The sequence below is a fragment of the Alicyclobacillus acidiphilus NBRC 100859 genome (assembly GCF_001544355.1).
In the GTDB taxonomy this organism is placed as follows: domain Bacteria; phylum Bacillota; class Bacilli; order Alicyclobacillales; family Alicyclobacillaceae; genus Alicyclobacillus; species Alicyclobacillus acidiphilus.
Window position 1 is genome coordinate 97,136 of sequence record NZ_BCQI01000001.1, and the last position, 14,922, is coordinate 112,057.

The following is a 14,922-nucleotide window of genomic DNA, read 5'->3' on the forward strand; positions in this document are numbered from 1 at the left end:
CGATCCGGCACCTACGTCGAGCCAAATTGCGTCGACAACATGCTTCGCGTCTGTGTCGGCAACTGCTCGAACTTTTGTCGCCAGTCAGTCGTCGATGTCGACAAGGTGGTTTGCAATGAGCCCCACATCTCGGACACAGACGGCGGCAGTGCAGAAGTTTGCAGAGCAATCGATGAAAAGTCTATCTTCTCTTCGTTCCCAGGCTGCCATTGTCCTCTCTCGGCCGCAGAAATTGCGTCGCTTACTTCAGTCGGAGACAAATGGCCTGGACGTATCAAGCACGGCAGACCAGAGAACTCGTCGCCGAACGAGAAAAATGTGTTCGTCTGGGAAGCCAGGGCCGCGATGGTCGATTTCGACAAGGCGCTGCTGTATACGACACCGCTCAGCGGCAGAGCGTTCACATAACCGAACGCGGTCGAAGATCCTGGATAGCCTTGCGACGCGCTTGTCCCGCTGCTCGAAGCAAGAGGAACGACCTGTGCGCTTGCATCGGCGGTATACAATCCCGCGAAGAAGGCTTCTTGCTGATCTTTCGGTGCGGTCGACTTCACGTAGCCCAGCGTCGGTTGAACGACCATGCCGTACGTTGAGCTCACCGTCGCCTTCGTTGCAAGCCAAGACAGGTAGGTTCCGACCAGATAGCCGATGCCGTATGCGACGAGATCGGGATTTGCCGACACGGTGCGGAGGTTCTGCAAGGATGGAAAGGTGCCTGGCTGATCGCTCAAAACTTCAAAGTGAATGTCCGCATACTTTTGCGCCAGTTGCGATAGGAATGTGGAATATGGCGCAGCGTTGTCGACCACAACCACGACGAAATTCAGATCGTCATTGGTGAGGGCCGAAGCAATCTGCGTCTCGAAATCTCCTGTCGAAACGTCGATGGTTTTATATACCATCCTGCCCTCTTCGTCGTGATTCAAACCGGTTCCCGACTCCATGCTCGGATGGTCGACGTAAAAAATGGCGGCTGACGACTTGCTCACTTGAGGCCGCATGGCCGCAAGATCCGGCGCACCACATCCGGCGGCGAATCCGAGCGCGAGAATCACGGTGAAAGCCGTGAACGGTTTCGACGTACGGTTCATAGATGCGTTTCTCCTATCTCTGCTCTACTGAATCTCCACTTGCCTTTATGTTTGCCCTCTCACATAATATGTATGAAAGGGTGAAAACCGTTGGCCAACATGCACGGCGAACATTTGTCGGTAGCAAAAGCACTCTACCAACTCGAATTCTACCTGGATCAGCTCGACGCCCCGTTTGATATTTACTATTTATATGCTGCAGCGTACAAGGAACAGCGCGGCAGTCAATACGACGAGCGCTGGTTGTACTATCTGGACGACAATCCGGACGTCGAGCACTGCCTCGACGAATCGTTCACACTGCAGACGATTGTCGATACCTTGCTGAGAACGGGTCATGAACCTGTTGTTCGCGCGTTGATGAGGTCGTTCCGCCGCGAGCAAATCGGGATCACACAGCGATTCATGTACGGAGCAACGCCTCGGCGACACACATAAGTATACCGTATCCCGTTTGCAAGCATATAGCAAGGGCTGTCCCTGAAGCACCTACAGTGCCAGGGAACAGCCCTTTTTCTTTGACGAATCGCGTTTACTGTGTCACGTCGGTTTCCGGCTTGAATTCGAGCCACTCTTCCTGTGCGGAGTTATTTGTATTCATGGGCGAAGAAAGCAGTGCGGACGCCAAATCGCCGTTCATGGCCGACGACGCGAGCGATTTGTACGCCGCCTTTCCCAGCCCCGCCGAGCCGACCATCGTGCCATCCTCCGTAAATGTCACTTCGGCCTCGCTGATCGGCATGTCGACGCTGTACACATCCTGAAAATATCGATCCACCATGCGATTCATCGTCTCATCCGCGCTGCTTGCGGATGGCACGCTTCCGTTCGCCTCGCTGACATCGACCATCGCGGACACCACGAACGAACCGTCGCCGAGCCCATCCGGCAGAACAGCCATATCGTAAAGTCCAGAAACGTTCGCAAGAGCCTTCGTCAGTTTCGCGAGGCTCGCATCGGATGGCGCCGGATCCGCGGCTTCGTTCGAGACGACGGTGTTCGACGCCAACACGGTTTGACTCTGTCCACCTGTGCCGCGATCCGCCGACGGAAAGAGCTGTTCCTCAACCAGGCCATAGCCTACAGCGAGCAAGGCCGCAATCGCGATCAATCCGGTCAACGTCCGACGTCTTCTCGACGGAGTTCTCATCTCGCCACCCCTTGTCCGATCTCAATCCTCATAATCTACATATATGGACGAGACGGCGTCGGTATGCGACGAGATTTATTCGGCAGGACGGGTAAACGACGACTTCGCTTGCAGCCACTGTTCCTTGGAAATCAAAACTTCCCGCGGTTTGCTGCCTTCGAACGGACCCACGATGCCGCTCAACTCCATTTGATCGACGATGCGAGCTGCTCGCGAATAGCCGATGCGAAAGCGCCGCTGTAGCATCGAGACCGACGCCTGCCCCATCTCGACGACGAGATCGACCGCGTCCATAAACAGGCTGTCGAGTTCAGGGCCCGCGTCCCCTTCGTTGGCCTCATCTTCCGCGCCAGAATGCAAGTCGACCGTGTATACCGCCTGCTGTTGCTCTTTCACGTAATTGACAAGACGTTCGATTTCCTCTTCCGACACGTATGCGCCTTGCACGCGAGTCGCCTTTGCCGCGCCCACAGGCAAAAACAGCATGTCGCCGCGGCCAAGCAGCTTCTCGGCGCCGCCGCTGTCGAGAATCGTCCGCGAGTCTGCCATCGACGATACCGCGAAGGCGATCCGGCTCGGGATATTCGCCTTAATGAGGCCTGTGATGACGTCGACCGACGGACGCTGTGTGGCGACGATCAAATGAATACCGGCGGCACGCGCCATCTGCGCAATGCGGCAGATGGCATCCTCGACGTCGCCTGGCGCCACCATCATCAAATCCGCCAATTCGTCGACGATCACGACAATAAACGGCAGCGGCTCCAGGCCCTCCTCGCGGAGAAGTTGATTGTACCGTTCAATGTCGCGGGCCCCGCGTTCGGCCATCAACTGGTATCGATTCTCCATCTCCTGGACGATCTTCTTCAACGCGAACGCGGCTTTGCGCGGATCGGTGACGACTGGCGCGAGAAGGTGCGGAATGCCGTTATAGCCGCTCAACTCGACCATTTTCGGGTCAATCATCAACAATTTCGCTTCATGCGGCTTAAATCGCATCAAGAGCGACGCGATGATGCCGTTGATACAGACGCTCTTGCCCGAGCCGGTTGCTCCAGCGACCAACAAGTGCGGCATTCTCTGCAAGTCGCCGACGATTGGCGCACCGGAGATGTCGCGGCCAAGAGCCAGCGCAAGCTTGGCCGAAGTCTGCTGAAACTCTGGAGACTGCAGCACTTCCCGCAGCGATACCACTGCGACTTCGTCGTTTGGCACCTCGATGCCAATCACCGACTTGCCGGGAACGGGCGCCTCCATCCGAATATCGCGCGCCGCCAACGCCAGCGCGATATCGTCGGTCAAACCGACGATTCGAGACACTTTGACGCCTGCAGCAGGCTGCAATTCGTAACGGGTCACCGTTGGACCGCGGCTGATCTCGACCACTGTCGCTTGAACGCCGAACGACTGCAATGTGGCTTGCAGTTTCGCCGCGTTTTCCTGAGCGCTGGTGGAAGAAAATCCGCTGACCTGGTTCGTCGGCAACGAGAAGAGAGACAGAGGAGGCAGTTGGTAGTTGTCGTCGTGAACCATCGGTCCAACTTCGTAATCCTGATCCACCGCGTGCTCCCGCTTCGGCGTCGTGATTGGGCGCCGCTCCTGGGCCACATCCGGGAATTTGACGACAAGACCTTTATCGCCCGCTTCAACAATCCTGTCGTCACCGGCCAATGGTTCGTTGGCCAAATCCGATTCAGGCGCATCGTCGGCCAGTCCCGGCTGCCTCGCTCGGGCCGTAAAATCGTGAATAATGGGAACGGGCGCAGGCGCCGCACCAACCTCCGGTTCGTCCGGCGGAGCCTGGCTGGCACCGCTTTCGAAGACTTCTCCATCGACGATGAGCGTGGGCCGCCGCCGGCGGGGTGCCGCCACAACGGGTTCTGGCGCCGCTTTCTCGTCGTCCGCCCTGAACAGGACGCCTGTCTGCCGCTTCACCGTCTGCCAGAGACCGTCCATCAGCTTTTCTGTAAAGCGCGTGCCCCTTCCCACCATCGCCACAAGCGACACTTGAAGGACCAGCGCAATCCCAATCAGACCGCCCGCCACAATCACCAAACGTGGCCCGATCTCGTGCGTTTGCGGGGAGTTGAAGAGAATCCGCAGCAAATCGAAGACGGCGAACCCAATCAGGCCGCCGCCGGCGGAAGGCGGCTGACTCGACGTCGGATGAAATATGTACATGCGCAGCTGCTGAAGCGCGTTCCATTCACGACTGAAATAGTGGTTCTGCTGGCCGAGATCGGCGAGTGTCGAATAAAAATTCATCTCAATAATCGAGAGTACGCAGAGGAGGAGAATGAACAGGCCAAGATGGCGGCTGTCCCAGATGAATCGCGATCGGCGAACCATCATGTACACCGCCGCATAGCCGACAAGGATGGGAATGAGAAAATACCAACTGCCAGCCAAATAGATGCTGACGCTCGCCAAGAATTGGCCCACGGCACCGAGCCGACCGAGAGCCAGCGCGCACCCGGTCAGCATGGCCAGCCCGGTGACTTCGTACTTCAAGATGTTCTTCTGCTGCTGTTTTCGCGCCACGAACTACCCACCAGTCCTTCCTACTGACTGATGATTTCGTGGCGCCGACGAGCTTTTCCTGCCAAGGGTTAGACGCGATACGGCTGCCCCGGTTGCCAAGCGGGATTCAAGTAGTCCCCGGGGTATGGGCTGATCAGCCGTTCGACCGTCGCCGTTCCGTCCGCCTGGCGCAGGACGATCAATCGCGCGTGGCCCATCACGACTTCTTGCCGCACGCCAGCGGCCACGGCATTCTGCTCATTCGGCCACGTGAAGATCTCGACATCCGAAAGCGTTGTCCAGTGCATCACTGCACCACACTCGCCTTCGCCGTCGATTCGTCGCGCAGGCGAATCAACTCACGCAGTTTCTGCATCGCCTGCCCCAGCCCGCCGACCTCGTCGCACAGCCCGTACTTGACCGCGTCCCGCCCGATCACGGTGGTCCCGATATCCCTTGCCAATTCACCGGTGTTGAGCATGAGCGATCGAAACTTTTCCTCAGTGATGGACGAGTGTTCGACGACAAACCGCGTCACCCGCTCCTGCATTTTCTCCAGGTATTCGAACGACTGTTGAACGCCAATGACGAGCCCGTTGAGACGTACGGGGTGAATCGTCATGCTGGCCGACTCGGCGATGAACGTGTAATCGGAACTGACGGCGATGGGTACGCCAATGGAATGGCCGCCGCCCAGAACAATCGAAACCGACGGTTTGCTGAGCGAGGCGACAAGCTCCGCGATTGCGAGTCCGGCTTCGACATCTCCACCGACTGTGTTGAGAATCAGCAACAAGCCCCGGATTTTCTCGCTCTCTTCGACCGCGACCAACTGCGGAATGATGTGCTCATACTTGGTGGTCTTGTTTTGAGGTGGAAGCACCATATGCCCTTCGACTTGTCCAATGATGGAGAGACAAAAGATTGGACTGTCCGGCGCGGAGGCAGGATCCGGCGTTCCCAGCGCTTCGATATTGGTAGTGACAGGCGTGTCCGGTTCCTCGGGTTGCGCCTCGTCCCGCACCGCCGCGAACTTCCCAACGCGGCCGGCTCTCATGACCATTGCATATTTCGATTCATCGATTGGTGTCATCTGTCGTCCTACCCCTCTCTACCGGGGTAGTATGAACGACGGGCCTGTCGGAAATACCTCCGCAGGCCCGTCGATGGCAGTCGATTCTGATCTTTGCGATCCCGTTGGGATCGCGCTTCCAGCCGCTGCTTGCGGCCCTTGCCATGCTTCTGCCGTTACGCCTCCATGATGATTGGCAGAATCATCGGTCGGCGTCTCGTTTGTTCATACAGGAAGCGGCCCAAAGCGTCGCGCACAGCCGTTTTCAACGACGACCATTCGCTGACGTTGTCGGACACAAGCTTCGCGAGTGTGTTTTCGACCAGTTTGTTCGCTTCCTCGAGCAGCGCTTCCGACTCGCGGACGTACACAAAACCGCGCGAAATGATGTCTGGGCCGGACAGGACGTGCCCTGTCGCCTTCGACAGCGTCACAACCACGACGAGGATGCCGTCCTGCGACAACAGTTTGCGATCCCGGAGCACGATATTGCCCACGTCTCCGACGCCAAGCCCATCGATCATCACAGTTCCCGCCGGCACCTTTCCGCCGAGGCGGCCGCGGCCGTTTTCGAATTCGACCACGTCGCCGAGTTCCATGATGAAGATGTTGTCTGGGTCGACGCCGAGATCGATAGCCAAGTTGGCGTGCGTCCGCTGCATGCGGAATTCACCGTGAACAGGCAGGAAATACTTCGGCCGCACCAGTTGCAGCATCCACTTGAGCTCTTCCTGGCTGCCGTGTCCAGACGCGTGAACACCGCGATAAATCACGTGCGCGCCGGCACGGAACAATTGATCAATCGTCCGAGCCACGTACTTCTCATTGCCTGGAATCGGCGAGCTGGCCAAGACGACGGTATCGCCTGGGACGATCTCGATTTTCCGGTGCGCCGCCCGGGCCATCCGCGTGAGTGCGGACATCGGCTCGCCCTGGCTGCCGGTGGACAGGATCACGAGCTTTTCTGGGTCTACCTTGTTGACGTCGTCCGCATCGACAAACGTTTCGGGGAGAGCTTCCAAATAGCCGAGCTGCAGCGACGTTTGGATATTGTTGACCATGCTCCGCCCGACGACGGCGACCCGCCGTCCGTGTCTCTCGGCGGACCGGATCATCAATTGCAGACGGTGGATATTCGACGCGAACGTCGACATAATGACGCGGCCAGGGGCGTTCGCGATGATCTCGTCGATCTTCTCGCCGACGGTCAATTCGGACGGTGTATAACCAGGCCGTTCCGAGTTCGTGCTGTCGCCAACCAGAGCCAACACGCCCTGCGCTCCCCATTGCGCCAGCTTGTGGACGTCGGCGTGACGACCATCGACAGGGGTTTGATCAAACTTGAAGTCGCCCGTGTGGATGACGATCCCTTCCGGGGTTTCAATCGCGAATCCAACTGTATCTGGAATACTGTGGTTCACGTAAAACGGCGTGATGGTAAATTCACCGATTTGAACTCGGGAATCGCCGTGAATCACGTTCATTTTCACGCTGTCCGACAGACCATGTTCCTTCAGTTTGTTTTCAACAAGTCCCAACGTCAGGCGGGTCGAGTACACCGGTATATTCATTTCACGCAACACGTACGGCAGTCCGCCAATGTGATCTTCGTGACCGTGCGTCAGAAAAATAGCTCGCAGTTTGTCGCGATTTTCTGACAAAAACGTGATATCCGGAATCACGATGTCGATGCCAAGCATATCCTCATCCGGAAATTTGAGTCCGGCATCGACCAGAATCATGTCGTTGCCATACCAATACAAAGTCATATTTTTCCCGATCTCTCCAACGCCCCCGAGCGGAACGATGGAAAGTCTCGCTTTTCCCTTCGCCAATTCGGCACCTCCGTAAAGAAATAACAAAGTAAGTAAGATATTCTGCCCATGCATAAACAGGCCGTGCAAGCCACACAGCTCGTCCGTATGGTTTTCGCTTTCCCGATCATTCCACAGAATCCCAGATCTTTACGAAAGCGCTCATTTCCGTACGTCGATGCCATATTGAGCGTATTTCATCCGCGAACCCACGTCTGTTCGGTCTATCCCGTTCGCCGAACTCGCAGAGAGTCCTACGCGCTCAATCTTGTGTCCATGTCAAGTTCATGATCCCGAACAAAAGGATGCTCCCGGTCACGCGCTTTAGATCACAATGTTCAAAAGGCCGCACAAGTCACTATCGGATACCATTATACCTGCTAAATCGCATCTCAACAAGCTGTCCGGACAGACGCCACTGGATGAAAAAAAGGCGGTATGGGTAAGTTCCCCCATCCGCCTAGAAAAATCACACGATTTTTCGCTTTGAAGTTCAACGCCGCGGCGAGAATCCGTTCGGTCTCGCCCCAATCGCCCCAATCACACTTCGCCAAGCCGATTCAGCAGAGTGACGAGGTGCTCGCGCAGTGCGCTGGAGGCTGGCACCAACGGAGCCCGGACGCTGCCGACATCAAGACCAATAATCGACAGGGCCTCCTTCAGCGGCGCGGGACTCGCCGTCGCGAACATCGCTTCAAAAATCGGGAGCAGCCTTCCGCTCCAGTACGCCGCCTCGTCGGTCTGTCCCTGCCAGAACAAGTCCATCATGGTTCGCATCTGGCGACCGACCACGTGACTGGCGACACTGACGACGCCCGCGGCGCCAACGCTCAACATCGGCAAGGTCAGTTTGTCGTCTCCGCAATACAGCAAGAAGTCGTCCGGCTTCTCGGCCGCGATGTGGAGAATTTGCGAAAAGTCGCTGTGGGCTTCTTTCAGTGCCACGATGTTGGGCACATTCGACAACTCCAGGACCGTCTCAGCCTGAATATTGACCCCGGTTCGCGCTGGCACGTTGTAAATCATGATTGGAAGCGTGGTGGATTCCGCCACCGTCGTGAAATGCGCGTAAAGTCCGTCCTGGGATGGGCGGTTATAGTACGGAGCGACCAACAGGATGCCCTGCACGCCAAGGCGAGCGGCCTCTATCGTCAACTGGACGGACTCGCGCGTCGCGTTGCTGCCCGTGCCTGCAAGAACAGGAATTCTCCCATCGACGGCCTTCAGCGTCGCATCAAATACGCGGAGCTTTTCGTCGTGTGTCAGCGTCGGCGATTCCCCCGTCGTGCCGACGGCGACAATCGCCGTAGTGCCCGTGTTGATGAGGTGATCGACCAATGGCCGCAATTTGCTTTCGTCGACTTCCCCCGCCGCGTCAAACGGTGTGACCATTGCCGTGATGAGACTACCGAAATCCATATGCTTCTCCCCCAATGCCGTTACGCATCCTTTTCAGCCAGTTGGAATACCTGGTGCAAGGCGCGTACAGCCTCAACGAGCTGCGAACCATCGACAAGTACCCAAATGGTTGTGTGCGAATCCGCAGATTGCAAAATTTCGATTCCCTTCGCCGCAAGTGCTTCGACAATCCGCGCCATGATGCCAGGGACGCCCATCATGCCGGCGCCGACGGCAGATACTTTCGCACAGCCGCTGCGAACGTCCACTTGATAACCGAGCGCTTCCAAATGACGGACCGCCAATCCCGCCAAGTGATCTGGAACCGTGAAAGCGACTTGCGTCGGCGTGACGGAAATAAAATCGATGGAGATATGATGTTCCGCCATCAACTGAAAGACCGAACTTGTGCCAATACCTTCACCGCGAAGCCGAATTTGCGACACGTTGGCGGTATGTGCGATACCAGTCACCAATTTATCGAGAACAGCCGCGTGCTCGAGCAGGTGCTGCGACTGCGTGACAAGCGTTCCGGGATCCTCTGAAGTCGTGCTGCGCACGCGAATTGGAATGTTCTTCTGCATCGCGATCTCGACAGCCCGCGGGTGAATCACTTTCGCACCTTGATAGGCAAGGTTGCAGATCTCCGTGTATGTCACTTGCGTCAGTTGGCGAGCGTCTTCGACCAAACGCGGATCGGCCGTCATAATGCCCGACACGTCGGTAAAGATGTCGACGACCTCGGCCTGCAACGCGACACCGAGCGCAGTCGCGGTGGTATCGCTGCCGCCGCGGCCAAGCGTGGTGATCTCGCCGCGATCGTCCACACCCTGGAACCCCATTACCACCGCAATCTCTCCACTTGAGAGGATGGACAGCAAGGTGTCGGTGCGAATGTCGAGAATCCGCGCGTTGCCATGATCCGAGTTCGTGATGATGCCTGCCTGGCCGCCGGTCAGTACGCGGACCTGATGCCCCCGCTTGCGGAGTTCATGGGCGAACACGACCGCAGAGATCGTCTCGCCGCAAGCCATCAGCAGATCCTTGTCGCGGAGGTCGGGTCCGCGCGACGAGCCGTCCGATTCTCCGTCCAACAGGGACAACAGGGTGTCGGTCGCGTACGGATCGCCTCGCCTGCCCATCGCGGAAACGACGACCACGACAGCGTAGCCGTCCGCCTTCGCCCGCTCGATGTGACGATACGCCGCAGCCCGCGATTCCGGCGTGGCAACCGACGTCCCTCCAAACTTCTGAACGACAATTTTCAAAGCAAGTCGTCTCCCTTACACGTGTTGCGCGCGCTCAATCAGCGCTTCAGCGATTTGCACTGCGTTCCATGCCGCGCCTTTGAGCAGATTATCGGCTACGACAAACAGGAGAAGCGTATTCGGATCCGCCAGATCCTGCCGAATCCGACCGACATACGTCTCTCCCGTACCCTCGACCATGCGTGGATGTGGGTATTCGAACCGTTCCGGATCGTCGACCACGATGAGATTTTCCGACTTTCTCATCATTTCGCGGGCGACCTCGGGTGTCACGGGTTGCCGGAAGCGGACGGACACCGATTCAGCGTGTCCGTACAGGACAGGTACCCGAACCGCGGTCGGCGACACGAGGAGATCAGGCAGTTCAAGAATCTTGCGAGACTCGTTCACAAGCTTCATTTCTTCTTTTGTATAACCATTGTCCAGAAAGACATCGCACTGCGGCAGCACGTTGAACGCCATTGGGTAGTGCTGCTCCTGGTTGACGACCGGGAAGATCGTTGTCGCGTTCGCTTCTCCAGCTTGCCACGCCCCGATCTCGCTGGCCAAGGCGTCAACAGCCTTTTGCCCCATGCCGCTGACCGCTTGATAGGTCGAAACGGTGACATGCTCCAGGCCGAACGATCGCAAGCTGTTCAACACGACCATCAACTGGATGGTCGAACAGTTGGGGTTGGCGATGATCCCGTGATGGCCTTCGAGGGCGTGGGCATTGACTTCCGGGACGACGAGCGGAACATCATCGGCCATCCGGAACGCGGAACTATTGTCAATCACGACAGCGCCGCGCTTGACCGCCTCCGGCGCGTAGATCTGGCTGGCCGTCGCGCCAGCGCTGAAGAGAGCGATGTCGACACCCTCGAACGAATCCGGCGTGACCGCTTCAACCACCAAATCTTGTCCGCGGAAGACGACCTTCTCGCCTGCCGATCTCGGCGAAGCCAGCAATTTCACAGACTCCACCGGCACATTGCGGCGCTCCAAGGTGCTCAACATCTTTCGGCCCACGGCACCAGTGGCGCCGAGGACCGCAAAACAATAGCGATCTCTCTTTTGCATGTGCGATCCCCTCTTCTTGTAAACAGTCCGAACACGGACGTCGAAACTAGAATCATTCGGTCACTGTAGCCGGGAATCGCTCAGGATGGACGCGATACCCGCCAGCGTTCGATGAGAACCGGTTGCAGCTGTCGACCTTCCAAGGCCGCTGACAGCGTGTCGGGAATGAGACTCATCAAGGACACGAGTGAGTTTATTTTATCATGCGGCGCGTCCTGACCGAACGGAACGAAGTAAATGTTTTTGGTATTCATGAGTCGTGCGATATTATACATGCTCAGTCCCAGTCCGTCATTCGTCGAAATGCCAAGGACCACCGGGCGGCCGTTGCGAAGCGTCGACTTCGCCGCCATCAGCACAGGCGAATCGGTGTTTGCTTGTGCGAGCCTGCTCATGGAACTCGCCGTACAAGGCGCAATCAACATGACATCCAAACGCTTTGAAGGCCCAAGCGGCTCCGCTTCCGGGATCGACGTGATGGCTTGCTGCCCTGCCACCTCTTCGATTTTACGAGCCCATTCCCCTGCTTCCCCGAAACGTGTATCAGTTGCCATGACATGGTGGGAGAAAACTGGAACGACCGTTGCCCCAAGGTCTACCAGCCGTTTCACTTCCGGAAAAATCTCTTCGTACGTGCAATGGCTGCCGGTCACACCAAAACCGATGGTCTTTCCCTTCAGGTCCATAAATCTTCCTCCTCGTGTTGCGCCTCTTCTTCGTCTGCGTTCGCCAGAATCCGTGTGAGCGACACCGCGATAATGCGGCCTGCCGTCTTCGGGGCGACCAGCCCAGGCAAACTCGGCGTCAGAATCGCCTTCATGCCGCGGCGCTCCGCGTACCGAAAGTCGGTGCCGCCAGGCTTCGAAGCGATGTCGATGATCACCGCGTCGCGCGGCATACTGCGCAGAACCGCGGCCGACAGTACAGGCGCTGGCACCGTGTTGAAGACGATGTCCGCGTCGTGCATGGCGTGATCGATATCCTTCATCGCAAAAGGGGCCATCGACTGCTCGCGAATGCGCGCCAGTTCGGGTTGATATCGCGCACAGACGCGCACGTTGGCGCCCATCGCCCGAAGCTTGTGGGCGAGCGTTTGACCGCATCGTCCGAACCCGACAACGACCACATTCGCTCCATGCAGCGTGATCTCAGTCTCTTGCATCGCGATGGCAATGGCGCCTTCGGCCGTAGGAATGGAGTTCAATATCGCCACTTCGTCCAATTCCATCAGCTTCACGAGATTCAAGGAGTACCTCTCACACCATTCGGTGAGCACCCTGCGAGCGATTCCCGTAAAGACGAAGGTGCCAGGGCGCATCGCTTGAAAGTGCGCCTCGGTCAGCATAATCGGATCGGCGTCGAACTGGGTGTCGACCCTGCCGTCGTTCTCCATGCCCGCGACCGGCAGGACCAAGGCGTCGGCCGCCGCGAAGACGTTCTCGGCCAGTTCCCCCAACTGCGTGTCCGCAAACGTCCGTTTCGCTTGCGTGAATCCAATCAACGTCGCACTGGCGTCGTTCTCCGTCACATATGCGATAACCTCGAGTTGCCGGGCATCGCCGCCAACAAACACGAGGTGCTTTCCAGTGAGCATGACCTTCACCCCTCTGCGTGTGTGATAGCTTATGTCGGATCGCCCATTGGGGTGATGCGATACGGAGCCGTTCCGAAAGACCAAGCCACAGCCGAGGGTGCGGCCGAATCTGGAGCCAAACCAAAAAAATCCTCCCGAAGACTGTTGCGCATTGGCCACAGTCCCAGGAGGACGTCGATTCGTATGTCATTGAAATTCGTCATTGAAATTCGTCATTGAAATTCGAGCTTCAACGGCCCGTCGATCCGAAGCCGCCGGCGCCCCGATCCGTGTCGTCGAGCCTCTCGACTACGGTCCAGTTGGCGACGTACAAGGGCGCAATCACCATCTGGGCGATTCGATCCCCAGGTTCGATGCGCAATGCCTCGTCGCCGTGGTGGCTCAGCAGCACCGCGATCTCGCCCCTGTAATCGCTGTCGATCACGCCGACGCCATTGGTCAAACCGACTCCGTACTTGGCCGCCCAGCCGCTTCGCGCGTACACGAGCGCGACGACGTCCTGGCGCGGCAATTCGATGGCAATGCCGGTGGGAATGCGAATACGCGCACCTGGCTCAAACAGCACCGGCTGAGGAATGCACGCGTGCAAATCCAATCCGGCGGCACCCGACGTGGCGTACGCCGGCATGTAGGACGGCTGAAACAACGGCGAGACGATGGCAAGCTTCACTGGAATGGGCTCGGTCATTGCAACGCTTTCTCCCCGACCCACTTGTCCAGATCCAGATCCGCCACAGGGCCGACTGCGGACAGCGCAAACGGTTGGCCGAGAACCCTTTCCGCGATGCGCTGAACGTCTTCAGCCGTCACAGCCTCGATGCCCGCCAGCGTTTCGTCGATCGTCACTTCACGGCCGAGCAGAAGCTCATTTTTCGCGATCCGGCTCATCCGGCTCCCCGTGCTCTCAAGTCCCAACATCATGGCGCCCTTGACCTGCTGCTTCGCCTTCTCCAGTTCGGCAGGTTTGAGAGGGCGGTCTCGCAATTCTCCGCACACCCGGTAAATCGCCTGCATCACGTCCTCGACGTTCTCCGGCGAAGTACCTGCGTAAATGCCGAACATCCCCGCATCCTGGTACGCGGTGTGGAATGAATACACCGAATACGCCATGCCCCGCTCTTCGCGGATCTCCTGAAACAGCCGCGACGACTGCGTTCCGCCCAAGATGTTGTTCAGCAGGATCAACGGATACATTTCCCGGCTGCCAGCCTGGAATCCAGGCGAGGAAAGGCATAGATGCACCTGCTCAATGTCTTTTTCCCGCGTCTGCAGGGAGACGTGGAACGGGGGCTCCTCCACACGCACCGCCGCGCTCAGAGGCGGACGGCGAAGGCCGCCAAACAGCCGTTCCACTTCCGCGCAGGCCTGCGACTGTTCAATGTGCCCCGCGATGGAGACCACAATCTCCTCCGGCCGGTAACGCCGATCAATGTAGGACAACAGATCGTCCCGGGAAAAACTCAGCAGGTTTTCCTCACGCCCGAGAATCGTGTAACCGAGCGGGTGTTTCCGATAGATCCCTTCCGCGAGCAGATCCATCACCAACTCGTCCGGCGTATCTTCGTACATCCGGATTTCTTCGATCACGACACGCTTCTCCTTCTCGATTTCGTCCGGCGCGAATTTCGAATGGAGCAACATGTCCGCGAGCGTGTCGAGCGCAATGGAAAAGTGCTCGTCGAGGACGCGCGCGTAGAAACACGTGTATTCCTTTGAGGTAAAGGCGTTGACTTGTCCACCGAGATCGTCGAACGCCTGTGCAAGGTCACGAGCCGAAAATCTATCCGTACCCTTGAAGAACATGTGTTCAAGAAAATGGCTCACGCCGTTCTCGCGCAGCGTTTCGTAACGCGATCCGGTTTTGATCCAAATGCCGAGACTGACGGAACGAACACTGTCGATTTCTTCACCAACAATTCGCAGTCCGTTTGCTAATTGCACCCGGTACGTCAAAGA

General features: G+C 57.7%; 14 protein-coding genes. 1 reads left to right on the forward strand and 13 read right to left on the reverse strand.

The genetic code is table 11. The features are described from left to right. Positions 1-11: 11 nt before the first annotated feature. Positions 12-1,091: a hypothetical protein gene (locus tag AAC01S_RS00445; protein ID WP_067617044.1), complete on the reverse strand. Its 1,080-nt coding sequence runs from the start codon at positions 1,089-1,091 to the stop codon at positions 12-14. Positions 1,092-1,190: 99 nt separating this feature from the next. On the opposite strand from AAC01S_RS00445, the gene AAC01S_RS00450 reads away from it, so the two are divergent. Continuing rightward, positions 1,191-1,529 carry a hypothetical protein gene (locus AAC01S_RS00450; RefSeq protein ID WP_245629997.1) on the forward strand — a complete coding sequence of 113 codons (339 nt, stop codon included), beginning with the start codon at positions 1,191-1,193 and terminating at the stop codon, positions 1,527-1,529. A gap of 94 nt (positions 1,530-1,623) precedes the next feature. Here the strand turns inward: AAC01S_RS00450 and AAC01S_RS00455 are convergent, their stop codons facing one another. From AAC01S_RS00455 to AAC01S_RS00510, 12 genes are all read right to left on the reverse strand, one after another. Beyond that, positions 1,624-2,241 (reverse strand): hypothetical protein, encoded by a 618-nt coding sequence (locus AAC01S_RS00455; protein ID WP_157070983.1) that lies wholly within the window; start codon positions 2,239-2,241, stop codon positions 1,624-1,626. 75 nt (positions 2,242-2,316) lie between these two features. After that, complete coding sequence (locus tag AAC01S_RS00460; RefSeq protein WP_067617053.1) at positions 2,317-4,782, reverse strand: FtsK/SpoIIIE family DNA translocase; 2,466 nt, start codon at positions 4,780-4,782, stop codon at positions 2,317-2,319. 68 nt (positions 4,783-4,850) lie between these two features. Then, the gene (locus AAC01S_RS00465) at positions 4,851-5,069 is read right to left on the reverse strand and encodes a YlzJ-like family protein (RefSeq protein ID WP_067617056.1); all 219 of its coding nucleotides are present in this window, start codon (positions 5,067-5,069) and stop codon (positions 4,851-4,853) included. Then, entirely contained in the window at positions 5,069-5,818 is a 750-nt protein-coding gene (locus tag AAC01S_RS00470) for a ClpP family protease (RefSeq protein WP_067617336.1), read from the reverse strand. Before AAC01S_RS00470 ends, AAC01S_RS00465 begins: the two co-directional genes overlap by 1 nt. A gap of 191 nt (positions 5,819-6,009) precedes the next feature. Continuing rightward, positions 6,010-7,668: a ribonuclease J gene (locus tag AAC01S_RS00475; RefSeq protein ID WP_067617060.1), complete on the reverse strand. Its 1,659-nt coding sequence runs from the start codon at positions 7,666-7,668 to the stop codon at positions 6,010-6,012. A 519-nt stretch (positions 7,669-8,187) separates the two neighbouring features. Next, positions 8,188-9,066, reverse strand: a complete 879-nt coding sequence (dapA, locus tag AAC01S_RS00480; RefSeq protein ID WP_067617063.1) for a 4-hydroxy-tetrahydrodipicolinate synthase — start codon at positions 9,064-9,066, stop codon at positions 8,188-8,190. A 20-nt stretch (positions 9,067-9,086) separates the two neighbouring features. Beyond that, a complete protein-coding gene (gene dapG / locus AAC01S_RS00485; protein ID WP_067617067.1) occupies positions 9,087-10,313 on the reverse strand; it encodes an aspartate kinase in 1,227 nt (408 codons plus the stop codon). 15 nt (positions 10,314-10,328) lie between these two features. Beyond that, a complete protein-coding gene (locus AAC01S_RS00490) occupies positions 10,329-11,372 on the reverse strand; it encodes an aspartate-semialdehyde dehydrogenase (RefSeq protein ID WP_067617070.1) in 1,044 nt (347 codons plus the stop codon). Between the two features lie 80 nt (positions 11,373-11,452). After that, positions 11,453-12,058, reverse strand: a complete 606-nt coding sequence (locus AAC01S_RS00495) for a dipicolinate synthase subunit B (RefSeq protein WP_067617073.1) — start codon at positions 12,056-12,058, stop codon at positions 11,453-11,455. After that, positions 12,049-12,966 carry a dipicolinate synthase subunit DpsA gene (gene dpsA / locus AAC01S_RS00500; protein WP_067617076.1) on the reverse strand — a complete coding sequence of 306 codons (918 nt, stop codon included), beginning with the start codon at positions 12,964-12,966 and terminating at the stop codon, positions 12,049-12,051. Before dpsA ends, AAC01S_RS00495 begins: the two co-directional genes overlap by 10 nt. Positions 12,967-13,195: 229 nt before the next feature. Then, positions 13,196-13,654: a dUTP diphosphatase gene (gene dut, locus AAC01S_RS00505; protein ID WP_067617079.1), complete on the reverse strand. Its 459-nt coding sequence runs from the start codon at positions 13,652-13,654 to the stop codon at positions 13,196-13,198. Then, positions 13,651-14,919, reverse strand: coding sequence for a M16 family metallopeptidase (locus tag AAC01S_RS00510; RefSeq protein WP_067617082.1), 1,269 nt, complete (start codon positions 14,917-14,919; stop codon positions 13,651-13,653). The genes dut and AAC01S_RS00510 overlap by 4 nt, the downstream gene beginning before the upstream one ends. Positions 14,920-14,922 lie beyond the last annotated feature (3 nt).